11 protein-coding genes and 1 riboswitch are annotated in these 14,800 nt (G+C 59.7%); of the genes, 6 read left to right on the top strand and 5 right to left on the bottom strand.

Features of this window, described 5'->3' with window-relative positions; all coding sequences use genetic code 11:
- Positions 1 to 12: 12 nt before the first annotated feature.
- The 4 genes from cobJ (at position 13) to ACIGEK_RS03620 (ending at position 5,655) form a co-directional block, all read left to right on the top strand.
- Positions 13 to 1,674, top strand: a complete 1,662-nt coding sequence (gene cobJ / locus ACIGEK_RS03635; RefSeq protein ID WP_397491984.1) for a precorrin-3B C(17)-methyltransferase — start codon at positions 13 to 15, stop codon at positions 1,672 to 1,674.
- A 160-nt stretch (positions 1,675 to 1,834) separates the two neighbouring features.
- Complete coding sequence (locus ACIGEK_RS03630) at positions 1,835 to 2,704, top strand: tetratricopeptide repeat protein (RefSeq protein ID WP_397491983.1); 870 nt, start codon at positions 1,835 to 1,837, stop codon at positions 2,702 to 2,704.
- A gap of 14 nt (positions 2,705 to 2,718) precedes the next feature.
- Positions 2,719 to 3,201: a YegJ family protein gene (locus ACIGEK_RS03625; RefSeq protein ID WP_397491982.1), complete on the top strand. Its 483-nt coding sequence runs from the start codon at positions 2,719 to 2,721 to the stop codon at positions 3,199 to 3,201.
- 348 nt (positions 3,202 to 3,549) lie between these two features.
- Positions 3,550 to 5,655 (top strand): hypothetical protein, encoded by a 2,106-nt coding sequence (locus tag ACIGEK_RS03620; RefSeq protein ID WP_397491981.1) that lies wholly within the window; start codon positions 3,550 to 3,552, stop codon positions 5,653 to 5,655.
- 160 nt (positions 5,656 to 5,815) lie between these two features.
- Here ACIGEK_RS03620 and cobF read toward each other — a convergent pair whose 3' ends face one another.
- The 5 genes from cobF to cobW all read right to left on the bottom strand — a co-directional run bounded on the left by cobF (position 5,816) and on the right by cobW (position 13,176).
- Positions 5,816 to 6,580 (bottom strand): precorrin-6A synthase (deacetylating), encoded by a 765-nt coding sequence (gene cobF, locus ACIGEK_RS03615; protein ID WP_397491980.1) that lies wholly within the window; start codon positions 6,578 to 6,580, stop codon positions 5,816 to 5,818.
- On the bottom strand, positions 6,577 to 7,263 hold the full coding sequence (locus ACIGEK_RS03610) for a VWA domain-containing protein (protein ID WP_397493078.1): 687 nt from the start codon (positions 7,261 to 7,263) through the stop codon (positions 6,577 to 6,579). The genes cobF and ACIGEK_RS03610 overlap by 4 nt, the downstream gene beginning before the upstream one ends.
- Positions 7,264 to 7,265: 2 nt before the next feature.
- Positions 7,266 to 8,288, bottom strand: coding sequence for an ATP-binding protein (locus ACIGEK_RS03605; RefSeq protein ID WP_397491979.1), 1,023 nt, complete (start codon positions 8,286 to 8,288; stop codon positions 7,266 to 7,268).
- Between the two features lie 91 nt (positions 8,289 to 8,379).
- On the bottom strand, positions 8,380 to 12,114 hold the full coding sequence (gene cobN / locus ACIGEK_RS03600) for a cobaltochelatase subunit CobN (protein ID WP_397491978.1): 3,735 nt from the start codon (positions 12,112 to 12,114) through the stop codon (positions 8,380 to 8,382).
- 6 nt (positions 12,115 to 12,120) lie between these two features.
- Complete coding sequence (gene cobW / locus ACIGEK_RS03595) at positions 12,121 to 13,176, bottom strand: cobalamin biosynthesis protein CobW (protein WP_397491977.1); 1,056 nt, start codon at positions 13,174 to 13,176, stop codon at positions 12,121 to 12,123.
- Between the two features lie 99 nt (positions 13,177 to 13,275).
- Positions 13,276 to 13,512: riboswitch (cobalamin riboswitch) on the bottom strand.
- Positions 13,513 to 13,598: 86 nt separating this feature from the next.
- Here cobW and ACIGEK_RS03590 point away from each other — a divergent pair.
- Both ACIGEK_RS03590 and cobM read left to right on the top strand, forming a co-directional pair.
- Complete coding sequence (locus ACIGEK_RS03590; protein ID WP_397491976.1) at positions 13,599 to 14,042, top strand: cobalamin biosynthesis protein; 444 nt, start codon at positions 13,599 to 13,601, stop codon at positions 14,040 to 14,042.
- Positions 14,039 to 14,794 carry a precorrin-4 C(11)-methyltransferase gene (gene cobM / locus ACIGEK_RS03585; protein WP_397491975.1) on the top strand — a complete coding sequence of 252 codons (756 nt, stop codon included), beginning with the start codon at positions 14,039 to 14,041 and terminating at the stop codon, positions 14,792 to 14,794. Before ACIGEK_RS03590 ends, cobM begins: the two co-directional genes overlap by 4 nt.
- The last annotated feature ends 6 nt before the right edge of the window (positions 14,795 to 14,800 follow it).

The raw sequence follows: 14,800 nt of genomic DNA, 5'->3' as shown, positions 1-14,800 counted from the left end.
ACGGAACACCTTATGACCGCCGCTCCCGCCATCATCATTCTCGGCCCCTCCGCCCTGCCTTGCGCGCGGCGTATCCAGGTGCTTTATCCACAGGCGCAGATTCACGGCCTGAGCGGTCGAGTGGCGGATGTCGAGCGGCTGTATGAAGACTTCGGCGATACCCTGCGCGCGCTGTACCGCGCCAGTACGCCGATCATCGCCCTGTGCGCCGCCGGTATCGTGATTCGCAGCCTGGCCGCCGTGCTCGGCGAGAAAGACCGCGAGCCGCCGGTGCTGGCCATGGCCGAAGATGGCAGCGCCGTAGTGCCGCTGCTCGGCGGACTGGGCGGGGTCAACCGGATGGCGCGCGAAGTTGCTGCGCACCTGGAGGTCAGTGCGGCAATCACCACCAGCGGCGAACTGCGTTTCGGCACCTGCCTGCTGGAACCGCCGGCTGGCTATAAACTGGCCGACCTCGAACAGGGCAAAGGCTTTGTCAGCGATTTGCTCGGCGGTCAGGCCGTGCGTATTGAAGGCGACGCGCCCTGGCTGGCCCAGGCCAAACTGCCGGTGGATAACAGCGCCAATCGGGTGATCCATATCAGCCCACACAACCGCGCCGCCAACGTTGATGAGCTATTGATTCACCCACAACAAGTGGCTGTGTGGGTCGAACGCGCCAGCACCGACGTACTCAGCGAACTGCAACAGGCGCTGCACGCCAGCAACCTGGCCGCGCAAAGCCTGGCCTGCCTGCTGGCCGCACCTGAGTTGATGGCCAAAACCGAGCTGCACGCCGCCGCCACGCAGCTCAACCTGCCGCTACGCTTTATCGACGACGCTACGCAATTGCCGCCGCTGCACAGCCAGCACGCCAACCTGCGTCTGCTGCTGGCCGCTGCGCCGATCGATGCGACGCAACTCGGCCGCCCCCGTGGCCGCCTGACCGTGATCGGCCTCGGCCCCGGTGCTGCTGAATTTATGGTGCCCGCCGCGCGCCAGGCGCTGGATGAAGCGCAGGACCTGCTCGGCTACGAAACCTATATCAATATGGCCGGCCCGCTGCGCCCGGAGCAGGTGCGCCACTGCACCGATAACCGCGAAGAAATGCATCGCGCCAGGCATGCCTTCGAGCTGGCCGCCAGCGGTCGCCGGGTAGTAGTAGTGTCGTCCGGCGACCCCGGCGTATTCGCCATGGCCGCCGCCGTGCTGGAAGCCCTGCATGCATCGACCAACGCCGAATGGCAGCGCGTCGATCTACAGGTATTCCCCGGCGTCTCCGCTGCGCTGGCCACCGCCGCCAAGGCCGGCGCGCCGCTGGGCCACGACTTCTGTCTGATCTCCCTGTCGGACAACCTCAAACCCTGGGCGATTATCGAAAAGCGCCTGGCGCATGCCGCCGCCGCCGACCTGGTGATGGCCTTCTACAACCCCATCTCCAAAGCCCGCCCCTGGCAGCTCGGCAGTGCGCTGGAGATCATCCGCCAACAACGCACGCCAGAAACCCTGGTGGTGCTCGGCCGCGATATCGGTCGCCCCGGCGAAACCCTGCGCACCCTCACCCTAGGTGAACTAACGCCAGAAATGGTCGATATGCGCACTTTGGTAATCATCGGCTCCAGCCAAACCTGCCGTTTCCCCCGTGCCGAGGGTGGCGAGTGGGTTTATACGCCGCGCAGTTATCCACAGATATAGACCGGTACCACGGCGCTCGACAGTCCTGCAAAAAGACGATTAATCGACAGCCTGGGCAGGCATACCTTGTCTTGTTTAACGATGAGTCACTAAGGTTACCGTCACTGTTTATCAGCCCCGGACGCATCAGGCTCGGGTTATCTCATCAAGGATGATTGGCATGCTACGTACCCTCCGGCTTACCGCCACACTGTTCGCCAGCGCCCTGTTGCTCTGCACACTCACCAGTCAGGCGGCGATCAAGCAATGCCCGGTGACGCTTGATCAATCAGACGAAGCCAACATCCTGGACCATGCCCAGCGGGCGCATGCCGGCGATGCCTGCGCCCAGTTCAATATGGGCTACCAGTTTTACACCCAGCAGCGCTACGCCGAGAGTGAACGCTGGTACGCCAAAGCCGCCGAGCAAGGGGTCAGCCGCGCGGCATTTGAAATTGCCATGCTCTACCGCGACAAACTCCTACCGGGTGACGACTCCGAGCGCAAACGCTGGCTGAACCAGGCAGCCGAGCAGGGTTTTACCCAGGCTCAGGTTGAACTGGGCATCGACTATCTGGACAACCCCGGTGATCAGGATGAGCGCTACCAAGCCATGCACTGGTTTGAACAAGCGGCCGACCAGGGCGACATCCAAAGCCAATACCTGCTGGGTGAGCTGTACTGGAGCCGTGATAGCGGTGTGGAGTTTGCCGCCAGCGGCGATGAGCGCGCCATGCACTTCAGCAGCGACGACAGCAAAGCGCTTTACTGGATTTGCAAAGCCGCGCAAAGCAACCATGCCCCCGCGCAATTCAGCCTCAGCGAGGCCTACAGCACCGGCAGTGGCGTAACGGTCAATCGCGACCAACAGCGACTGTGGCTGGAACTGGCCGCCAGCAACGGCAGTGAAGAGGCCAAGGAGCGACTGGATGACAGTGATTTACCTTGGTACACCCGCCTGGAAAACTGGGGCAAGCGGCAAATGATCGATGAAACCGCTCAATGCCCGGACTTAGAGCTGGAAGCCACAGAACAGCAGGCAAGCTACTAACGAAAGGAATCAGCATGCGCCCCTTCCTTATCGCTCCTCTGCTCGCACTGGGCCTGGCTACATTCCACGCCAGCGCGCGCGACACCAATGAAGTGGTCACCGCTGACCGGCAGAACCCGGCCGTCTCAGCTGCCGTGCGCCAGGCCCAGGCTGGCCTGACCAAGTTCCTGGCACTGGCCGCCAGACCGCCCGCCAATACCCGTGACTTCAAAGTGCAGGTCATGGCCGAAGACAGCAACGGCATAGAAACTTTCTGGGTCACGCCCTTCCGCGCGGTTGAGCAGGGTTTTATCGGCACCGTGGCCAACGAGCCACGCATCGTCAAAAGCGTGACCTGGGGCCAGCAACTGCGCTTTACCCGCGAACAGATCACCGACTGGGGCTACCTGAAAAACGGCCGCCAGGTCGGCAGCTTTACCATCTGTGCGCTGTTTAAAGACATGCCACCCGAACAGGTGGAGTACTACCGCAGCCAGCACGGTTTTGACTGCCAGTAACCACAAAAGCCGAAGCCTGCGCGGCTTCGGTTTTCTCGCTTAACCAGACCTGCCACGTTAGCGGCTGCCGCGCACTTGTAGGATGGAGCGGGCAGCGCAGGTTGAGCCTGCGATACCCATTGAGAGTTTTGACGGTTCACTGATGGTGGGCAGGCGCAGCATAGGTATCGCTGCGCTCAACCCATCCTACAAGCTGGAAATGCTCGCCATAGCCCACTTTGAGGGGTAACTGCACCAAGCCGCTCTTGATAAATTGCTCGACATAATAGACCCAATTGATACAGCCTAAGCTATGAAAAATCGAGCTTAAAAAGTAATCCTTAGAGTAAAGGCTAGTAAGGAAGAATCATGACTCTGGACGTTAAAGGCGGACTAAAAAATACTGAAATAAGCTCCAATCAATATGTTGTTATTGAGGAGCTTTTATCGAACGCTATAGATTCTTATCTAATTCGTAGAAACTCAGAGCCTAACACTCCTCAATTTACTGCATCAATTGTTGTAGATTTCTTCCCTGCCTCTCTGATTGATAATGACGCATATGATCTGGCTGTATTTTGTACAGATAATGGCGCTGGATTTGGTGATGAGCAAGTTAAAGCTTTTGTCACAAGAGATTCGACTTATAAAGACTATTTAAAAATACAAGGCATAGGAAAGTGCAAGGGCGCAGGCCGCATTCAATACTTTCACTACTTTAACAAAATGAAAATTGACAGCGCCTACACAAATGGCGTTACTTATAAGCGCCGGACACTAGACGTACATGCGGATACAAGAGAGATATCAGAATCTAATTTCAAAAGCACAGATGAGATTAATGAGGGAATTAAAACAGTTGTAACTCTACAAGAGATACGCAGAGAGTCGCTTAGTGATCGACTACATTACGGAAATGTAAGGACTGAGTTTTCGGCACATGCAATTCATTCTTTTTTATATTCTGCCTTTCTCCAAAGGTTCATAGTGTTGAAAAACATAATAGGGAAATTCTCAATCTCTATTGCGGAAAAAGAAGGAGAGCACTTTGAGGAAATCATCATAGAGTCTGATGACCTACCTAATCCAATTGAAACGGTAGTGATTCCTCTTATTTGCTCCCACGGAAACCAGAGCGGACAAGTTTCTCCATCATTAACGGTCACACGATACTCCCTACCCAGCGAGAACTTTAAAAGTTCCCAACATGAGGTAGCTCTGTGCGCTAACGCAGCAATAGTTTATTCCCTTACAAGGCAATATATAAGAAAACAGCAAGATAGAAAAAAGCCAATAGATGGATTCTTTGAATTAATTTTAATAGAAAGTGATTATCTTGAAGACAGAGTAAATGTCCAACGCGACGGATTCACTATTCCTAAAGAGTGCAGCCAGAGTAGCGACATTAATGGGGATGTATCGCTTCAAGATATTATTGAATCCCTAGAGGATTATGTGTACGGGATCCTAACCCCTAAAGATTTTGATAAAGACAAATTGCTAGCCTCAACCCAAGAAAGATTTGGTATATCCCGATCAATGCTAGAGGCGGTAAATATCAAGGTACATTACAGCGACACTGAAGCCAACATAGCAAAACGTGTTTTAAAAAAATATCAGGAAGAAATAGTAAATGAAACATCTGATATTTTTGACATTAAGCAACAGCTTTTAGAGCTTGACCCTAGAACTCAAGACTTTAGAGAAAAAGTCAACGAGCTTTCATGGAAATACACCAGTACGATTAAAAAAATGGATATGGCCAACCTGTCGCAGCTAGTAGTGCGTCGATCTTCCATGCTTGAAGTTTTAAAACGCGCCGTTTCCATGATGCTATCTTGCCAAGATGATAATACTGCACGGCGAGATGATGAAAAAATAATTCACAACGTGTTTTTTCCTACAGGGAAAGATAGCAGTGACTCAATAGACCATGATATTTGGATTCTTAATGAGGAGTATCATTACTTCGAGCATATTGCCTCCGACAAAGCTCTCTCAACACTTCCATGGAACGAAAATGAAAAGATTTTTGCGTCGGACGTTGACTCAAGCCTAGAAGCTTTATTTCAGAAGAACAATACAGAGCATCGCCTAAAGCGCCCCGATATAGCAATATTTAATCAAGAAGGCGCCGCAATAATAATTGAATTTAAAGCACCAAATGTTGAGTTACAAGAACACATACCCGATCTAGTTCAATACGCTAGATTACTAGCTGCAAAATCAGATGGTAAAATCAAGAAATTCTATGGGTATTTGATTGGTGACTGCATGGATGAGTCTCGGATGCCGCCTGTTTATACGAAATTCCCAAGTGGTTCAGGTTATTTCAATACAGACAGAATACATGACCCTGCAACAGGAAGGCAGTACGGAGAGCTATATTCTGAAGTTCTCTTTTACCAACAATTTATAGATCGAGCAGAGAGCCGACTAGATATTTATAAGAAAAAACTTAATATAAAATTATAAATATAATAATCAAGCACTCTGGATAACTAATAGTGACGAGCTGTCCTCTTGTCGCCCGTCAATATCAAGCGCTCTTGTTACATAGCAAGTAGGGTGGACAATGCTTTGTTTGTCCACCTTAGGGTCATGCCGATGGTGGATGGATAAAGCGTCATTCACCCTACGAAGCGTTCTTGCGCAGCAGATAGCTATCCATAATCCACCCATGCTGCTCACGCAGCTCTGCACGGCGAGTGCGGATGGTGTCGGCGACTTCACTCAGCGGCCCAGCGATCAGCACTTCGTCCGGGGTGCCGATATAGGCGCCCCAGTAGATGTGCATGGTTTGGTCGACAAAGCGCTGGTAGGTGTCCTGGGCGTCGAGCATGACCAGTACGCTGTCCACGCCTTCGGGAAAGCCGCCTTCAGCCAGGCGGCGCGCCGGGGTGATCTGGAAGGCCTGGCCGATGCTGTTAAAGCAGACCTTATGCTTAGCCGCCAGGGCTTGCAGGCTGGTGATGCCGGGGATCACCTCGTACTCAATCTGCTCGCTGCTTTTGGCGACGATCTGCTCGACGATGCGCAGGGTGCTGTCGTACAGCGCCGGATCGCCCCAGACCAGAAATGCCCCGGTTTCGCCATCACTCATCTGCTCGCGGATCATGCCCTCGAACACCTGCTGCTTGTCCTGATTCAGATCGACCACACTGCCGTGATAGTCCGGCACATCGCGCACCCGCTCCGGGCAGTCGGCGCTGACAAAGCGGTAGTCGCGGCCCTGGATAAAGCGTTCGCAGATGGTTTTGCGCAGGCCGATCAGGCTGTCTTTGGCGCTGCCTTTGTCCATCAGGAAGAACACATCCGTGCGGTTCAGCGCGTTGATCGCCTGCACGGTCAGGTAGTCCGGGTCGCCGGCACCGATGCCGATTATCAGAAGGGTTTTCATGGGGTTGTCTCCAGGCTGCCGGCCAGTGTCGGCAGCGAATCGATATGTCGGTAGTCTGCGCCCAGCTCAGCGGCCAGTTGGCGCGCGCGGCCGAGGCGGATCGGCGCGCTTTCGATATCCACCAGCAGCGCCGGGCAGGCACTTGGCGCTAACACCGGCCAGTCGCGCAGACGGCCATCGGTGATGATCAACAACCGCTGCGTTTCGCCCGGGTGTAACCGCTGACGCCGCGCCTGCCAGTCAGCGGCCTGCTGCACTGCCGCGAGCAACGGCGTGCCACCGCCGGCACCCAGCTCGCTTAGCCACTGCTGCAAGGCCTGAGAGGCTTTCTGCCCCTGCCACAACCATTGCGCCTGGCGGCCGGTGGCGTGCAATAAAGCCAGGCGCGCGCGCTGGCGGCGGGCCTGCTCGAAGACTTCGCTGAGCAGGCCTTTGGCTTTGCTCAGCGCGCCATGCCGGCGGGTCGAGGCCGAGGCATCGACGATCACCAGCCAGAGATCCGCAGGCGCGGCGCTGCGCGGGCGCAGGACGAGATCCTGTCGGCTACGCGGGCGACCTTTAAGCAGACTCGCCGGCCAGTCGATACGGCCCGCCGCGCCACTGCGACTCGCACCGTTACGACCACCGCCTAATTTGCCGGGAGCGGCCCGGGCATCCGCGCCTGGGGCTGTGCGCGGGCGGATGCTTAGGGCTTTTTTGTCCAGCGTGGCGGTTCACGCCTTACGCCTGCGCTTTGCACTTGGGCAGGTAATTCGCCCCACTGTCCTTCGCCTAGCGGTGCTTGTGGCTGTTCGCTGGGTACGCTGTTGTTTGGCTGAGATTCGGGCTGAGAGTGTGGCGGTTGCGCGGCTGGCGGTTGGTTCTGCCGGCGACGGTGACGCAAAACGAAGTCTGCCACTGCATCGATATCCTCAGCGGCAATCTGCTCGACGCCACGCCAGGCGGCATGCGCCCGAGCAGCGCGTAGCCAGACCAGATCAGCACGCAAACCATCGACCGCAGCAGCAAAACAACGCTGGCTGATTTGCTCTAGGGCGGCGTCATCCAGAGGAATCGCCGCCAATCGCACACGGGCGCTCTGGCAGCGTTCGCGCAGTTGATTCTGCTGCGTCTGCCAGCGCTGCAGAAAAGCCTGCGGGTCAGCATCGAAAGCTAGTCGGCGGCGGACAATTTCGGCACGCTGCGCCGGTTGCGGCTGTGCATCCAGGGCCAGGTTAAGGCCGAAGCGATCGAGCAGTTGCGGGCGCAACTCGCCCTCCTCGCCGTTCATGGTGCCGATCAGCACAAAACGCGCGGCATGCCGATGGGAGATACCGTCGCGCTCGATATGGTTGACCCCGCTGGCGGCGGCATCCAGCAGCAGATCGACCAGATGATCGGGCAGCAGATTGACCTCATCGACATACAGCACGCCGCCATGGGCCTTGGCCAACAGACCGGGGGAAAACTGCGCGCGACCCTCGCCCAGCGCGGCGTCGAGATCTAGGGTGCCGACGATGCGCTCCTCGCTCGCGCCCAGCGGCAGGGTGACAAAGGTGCCGCTGGCCAGCAGATCGGCCAGGCCACGGGCCAGGGTCGATTTGGCCATGCCGCGCGGCCCTTCGATCAGCACGCCGCCAATCGCCGGATCAATGGCCGCCAGGCACAGCGCCAGTTTCAGGTCATCGGCGGCGACCACGGCAGCGAGGGGGAAGTGGCTATCGGTCATGGTTGCAGTCCATCAAGTTTGCGTAGGGTGGACGACGCTTTTCTCGTCCACCATGACGGTGTTTTGGTGGATGGATAAAGCGCCATCCACCCTACGATTCTTCGCTATCAATCAGCAGATTTTCCAGCACATCACGGTACTCGCCCGGCGCCTGCCAGAGGCCGCGCTGCTGTGCTTCGAGCAGGCGTTCGATGATGTCTTGCAGGGCGCCGGGGTTGTGTTGCTGGATAAAGTCGCGGGTACTTTTGTCGAGCAAATAGGCGTCGGTGAGCAGCGCGTATTGGTGGTCGTCGACCAGTTCGCTGGTGGCGTCGAAGGCGAACAGGTAGTCGATGGTCGCGGCCAGCTCGAACGCACCCTTGTAGCCGTGGCGCTTCATACCCTCGATCCACTTGGGGTTGGCCGCACGGGCGCGCACCACGCGGTTGAGCTCTTCCTTCAGGGTGCGGATGCGCGGCGTATCCGGCTGGCTGTTGTCGCCGTGGTAGCTGGCCACCTTGGCCCCGCGCAGGGTTTCCACCGCCGCCAGCATTCCGCCCTGGAACTGGTAGTAGTCGTTGGAGTCGAGGATGTCGTGCTCGCGGTTGTCCTGGTTGTGCAGCACCGCCTGCATCTGCTCCAGGCGCTCGGCGAACTGCGCCCGCGCCGGGGTGCCTTCACTGTGTTTGCCGTAGGCGTAGCCGCCCCAGTTCAGGTAGACCTCGGCGAGGTCCTCGCGGGTTTGCCACAAGCGCTCGTCGATGGCGTTCTGCACGCCCGCGCCATAAGCCCCCGGCTTGGAGCCGAACACTCGCCAGCCGGCTTGCTTACGCGCCTCGACTTCGTCCAGGCCGCTGTCCTGCAGAGTCAGGGATTCACGCCAAACCCGGACCGACAGCGGGTTCATGTCCTCTGGCTCATCGAGATCGACCACCGCCTGCACGGCATCATCGAACAGGCGAATCAGGTTACTAAAGGCATCGCGGAAGAAGCCGGACACGCGCAAGGTCACGTCCACGCGCGGGCGGCCGAGTTGCGTCAATGGCAGCACTTCGAAGCGTTCAACGCGCTGGCTGCCGGCCTGCCACACCGGGCGCACGCCCATTAGGGCCAGCGCTTGAGCCATGTCATCACCGCCGGTGCGCATGGTCGCCGTGCCCCACATCGACAGGCCGAGTTGGCGCAGGTGGTCGCCGTGATCCTGCAAATGCCGTTCAAGCAGACGATCCGCCGCTTGCACGCCGATGCGCCAAGCCGTCGGCGTGGGCAGGTTGCGCACATCAACGCTGTAGAAATTGCGCCCAGTGGGCAGCACATCCAGACGCCCGCGACTCGGCGCGCCACTCGGCCCGGCCGGGACGAAGCGCCCATCCAGAGCCGACAACAGGCCGTGCATCTCAGCAGCGCCGCAGGCATCCAGCAGTGGCGCAATCTGCTCACGCAAACGCTGCAGTACCTGGCTACTGAGCGCACCCACGGCTTCGCAATCTGTGCTATCGATCAGGCGCAGCGCCAGCAATTCCAAACGCTCGCGGGTATCGCCGGCGCTGCGCCAGGCCTCATCGCTTAACCCTGCCAACAGCGCCGGACGCGGGCCTTGCCAAGGCGCGGCCATGTCGCAGTCGAGCGGGTCGAAGGCCAATTGCAGATCGCTGGCCAAGGCGCGCAGCAGGCTGGCATTGCCGCCCTGGCCGTCGCCACGGGGAATGCGCAGCAGCGCCAGCAGGGTATCGCGGCGCAGGCTGCCGGCCGGTGATTCGCCAAATACATGCAGGCCATCGCGGATTTGCGACTCCTTCAAGTCGCACAAATAAGCGTCGAGCTGCGGCAGCCAGCTGTTGGGGTCTTCGTTGAGTTGCAGGCCCAGTTCGCGATCCAGGCTGGCCTCGCGCACCTTGAGCAGAATCTCGCCACGCAGCTCGGCGGCGCGGCGCAGGTCGAGCTGGCTGGCCTCGTAATACTCGTCGGCCAGACGTTCCAGATCACGCAGCGGGCCGTAGCTTTCGGCGCGCGTCAGCGGCGGCATCAGGTGGTCGATGATCACCGCCTGGGTGCGCCGCTTGGCCTGCGCGCCCTCGCCCGGATCGTTGACGATAAACGGGTAGATATTCGGCAGCGGGCCGAGAATCGCGCTCGGCCAGCACTGCTCAGACAGGCCGACACTCTTGCCCGGCAGCCATTCCAGATTGCCGTGCTTGCCGACGTGGATCACCGCGTCGCAAGCAAAGGCCCGGCGTAGCCAGCAGTAGAACGCCAGATAACCGTGCGGCGGCACCAGATCGGGATCGTGATACACCGCCGCCACATCCAGCTGATAACCGCGCGCCGGCTGGATGCCGACAAAGGCTAGGCCGAAACGCAGGCCGGCAATCATCAGCCGCCCGCCTCGGAACATCGGATCACTCTGCGGCTCGCCCCAGCGTTCACGCACCGCCTGCTGGTTGGCCGCCGGCAGGCTGTGGAAAAACGCCAGATAGTCCTCCAGCGCCAGGCTCTGCGCGCAGGGTCGTGCGTCGAGCATCTCCAGATCATTGGTCACGCCGCCGAGCAGCTGGTGGATCAGCGCGGTGCCGCTGTCGGGCAAGCCCTCCACCGGATAGCCCTGCTGTTCGAGTGCACGGAGGATATTCAGCGCCGCCGCCGGGGTGTCCAGACCGACGCCGTTGCCGATGCGCCCATCGCGGGTCGGGTAGTTGGCCAGCACCAGGGCGATGCGTTTGTCGGCGTTGGCCTTGTCGGCCAGGGCGATCCAGTTGCGCGCCAGCTCAGCGACAAAATCCATCCCGGCTAAATGCGGCTGATAACACACCACATCGCTCTGGCTGCGCTCACTGCGCCAGGCCAGGCCCTTGAAGCTGATCGGCTGGGTAATCAGGCGGCCATCCAGCTCGGGCAACACGACATGCATAGCCAGGTCGCGCGAACCCAGGCCTTGGGCGCTGGCTTGCCATTGCTCATGGTTATCCAGCGAGCAAATGGCTTGCAGTACCGGGATATCGCGGCGGAAAGGTCGCTCGCTCGGTGCTTCCGGGTTGGACAAGGCGAAGGCGGTGGTGTTGATGATCAGCGCCGTGCCGGTGTCGTCCAGCCAGGTTTCGACCTGGGCCAGGCAGGCGGCCTCCTTGAGGCTGGCCACGGCAATCGGCAGCGGGTTGAGGCCTTGAGCCTGCAGGCGCTGACAGAACACATCGATAAAGCCGGTGTTCGCCGCCTGCACTTGGGTGCGATAAAACAGCAGCGCCACCACCGGCGCAGTCGCTTGCCAATTAGCCTGCCAGTCGGCCAAAACCGCGCTGGCCTGCTGCGGGTGATAGAGGCCCACGCGCGGCAACGGCTGCGGCTCGCCCCAGACATAGTCACGCTGCAGCCACTGGCTGGCGATGCAGTTAAACAGCTGCCGCGCATTCTGCGCGCCGCCCTGACGGAGGAACTGCCAAAGCCGCTCGGCCTCAGCCTGCGGCACAGTGCTCAAGCCCATCAGCTCGGGGTCAGGGTTGTCGCAGCCGGGCACCATGATCACCCGCGCACCGCGCTCGGCCAGCTCAACCAAACGCTCAATACCGTAGCGCCAGTAACTGACGCCGCCGTGCACGGCAATCAGGATGACCTTGGCATGCTGCAGCACCTGCTCGACGTAGAGGTCCACCGAGGCGTGATTACTCAACTGCGCCGGACTGGCTAGGCGCAGGCTCGGGTAATCCTCGGGTAACTGCCGCGCCACCTCGGCCAGTAACGACAGCTGCGAATCGCCGGTGCAGAGAATCACCAGCTCGGCCGGTGTCTGGCCGAGGTCGGCGATGCTGTCGACCGGTACTTGGCTGCCGGGCTGGGTGCGGATTAGATGCATGGGGGCTTAGTTCGCCAATGCCGCCTGCAATTCAGCGCTGATGACAGCCTGATCAAGCTGCTGACCGATCACGATCAAGCGGCTGACCCGCACTTCGTCAGCCTGCCAGGCGCGGTCGAAGTGTTTGTCGAAGCGCTGGCCAACGCCTTGCAGCAGCAGACGCATCGGCTTGCCGGGAATCGCCGCGAAACCCTTGATGCGCAGAATGCCGTGTTTGCTGACCACGTCCTTCAGTGCGCCCAGCAAACGCGCTTCCTCGGCCTCCGGTAGTTCCACGTGGAACGAGTCGAATTCGTCGTGATCGTGCTCTTCATGCCCTTCCAGGTCATGGTGGGTTTTGCGCGCATCGATGTGCAGCTCGGTTTCGCAGTTGAGGCCCAGCAGTACGTCCAGCGGCAGTTCGCCGCCGTGGGCTTCGATAATTTTCACCGCTGGCGGCAGCTCTTCCGCCACTTCGGCGCGCACCGCCGCCAGGGTGGCGGCGTCGAGCAGGTCGGCTTTATTGAGGATCACCAGATCAGCGCTGGCCAGCTGATCCGCGAACAGCTCGTGCAGCGGCGATTCATGGTCGAGATTCGGATCAAGCTTGCGCTGCTGATCGACCTGGTCAGGGAAGGCAGCGAAAGTACCAGCGGCCACAGCTGGGCTATCGACCACAGTGATCACTGCATCCACCGTGCAGGCGTTGCGAATTTCCGGCCAGTTAAAGGCCTGCACCAGCGGCTTGGGCAGGGCCAGACCGGAGGTTTCGATAAGGATATGGTCGAGTTCGCCACGGCGCGCCACTAACTCGCGCATCACCGGGAAGAACTCTTCTTGCACGGTGCAACACAGGCAACCGTTGGCCAGCTCAAAGACGCGGCCGTTGGCTTCTTCTTCGCTACAACCGATGGAGCACTGTTTGAGGATTTCTCCGTCGATGCCCAGCTCGCCGAATTCATTGACGATCACCGCAATGCGCCGCCCGTCAGCGTGGCCAAGCATATGCCGGAGCAAGGTGGTTTTACCGGCGCCGAGAAAGCCGGTAACGATGGTGACGGGAAGTTTGCCGAGGGTTTTCATGGCGAGTCCTGCATAGCGTCGAAAGAAAGACGAGCAGGAGGCGGCACAGACATGACAGCCACGGGGCGTCAGCCAACACCACCGGATCACCCCGCCCGGTTGTCGAAAACGTGACGAGGCAGGTCTCCTGGCTCACGACCGGGCTGGCGTAGATACGCCGGCTACCCCCTTCGCCTTCCCGCGTTTACGCAGTGGCTGTTGTGCTGCAGCGCTTGGGCGGCAGAACAACGCAAGGGGACGAGTCGTTTACAGTTGCGGGGGCAGCCAAGGCATTCACCTTGTTCCCTCTTAGCTTCAGCGGCAGAGCCGCGAAGAACCTCGAACGCGCCAAGGCTACGCAGGCCACGGCGGCCGGTCAATCGCAGTTGACCACTGCCGGCCGCCATGGTGAGCTACGCCGCCGCACACATCGAGCACCGCAGATGATCCCCAGTAACGCCCCTAGCCGCCCCGCTGCCGCCATTCAGGTAGTCGCTGGGCTGGGCTGTCGCAGCGGCTGCAGTGTGGAAGATTTGCTCAGCCTGCTGCTGCACAGTTTGCAGGCGCATGGTCTTAATGTGGATAACTTGGCGGGGCTGGCGAGCATCACGCACAAGCGTGACGAACCGGGCCTGCAGGCGCTGGCCGAACATCTCGGCCTGCAGCTGATCTGTTTCAGCCCTGAAGAGCTGCTGCCCTATCAAAACCTCGTTCAAGCTTGCGCACTTACTCTGGCCGTCACCGGCAGCCCGGCCGTCGCCGAACCCTGCGCCCAGGCGCTGGCCGAACGCCTGGGCGGCCAACCTGTCCGCCTGCTCGGCGGCAAAACCCGTAATGCCAGTGCCACCTGCGCGCTGGCGTCGATTGCACCCAAGGATTTGTCATGACCGTCTACTTTATCGGTGCCGGCCCCGGCGACCCCGAGCTGATCACCGTAAAGGGCCAGCGCCTGCTGCGCAGCTGCCCGGTGATTCTCTACGCCGGCTCGCTGGTACCGGCAGCGGTGTTGGAAGGCCATAGCGCTGAGCAGGTGGTGAACACCGCTGAACTGCACCTGGATGAAATTATCGAGCTGATTGCCCAGGCGCACGGCAAAGGCCAGGACGTGGCCCGCGTGCATTCCGGCGACCCGTCGCTGTATGGCGCGATTGGCGAACAGATCCGCCACCTGCGTCGGCTGGAAATTCCTTTCCAGATCATTCCCGGCGTCACTGCGACCGCTGCTTGCGCCGCCCTGCTGGAAAGCGAACTGACCCTGCCCGAGGTGGCACAGACGCTGATTCTCACTCGCTATGCGAGCAAGTCGGAGATGCCGGCGGGTGAGCAGCTGAGTGATCTGGCGCGCCACGGCGCGACCATGGCCATTCACCTCGGCGTGGTACATCTGAGCAAGATAGTCACTGAGTTGCTGCCGCACTACGGCGCGGACTGTCCGATTGCTGTGGTGCACCGGGCCAGCTGGCCGGATCAGGATTGGGTCAGTGGCACCCTCGCCACCATCGAGGAGCAGGTGCGCGCCAAGGGCTTTCGCCGTACTGCACTGATCCTCGTCGGCCGCGTGCTGCACGCCGAACAGTTCGCCGACTCGGCGCTGTATAACGCCGAGCATCGCCATCTGTTCAGGTCGTCAGACGCTTGAGCGTAA

Source organism: Pseudomonas sp. NPDC079086, assembly GCF_044542155.1.
Taxonomy (GTDB): domain Bacteria; phylum Pseudomonadota; class Gammaproteobacteria; order Pseudomonadales; family Pseudomonadaceae; genus Aquipseudomonas.
Note: the sequence above shows the minus strand (reverse complement) of the source record. Positions and strands in the feature narration are given on the sequence as shown.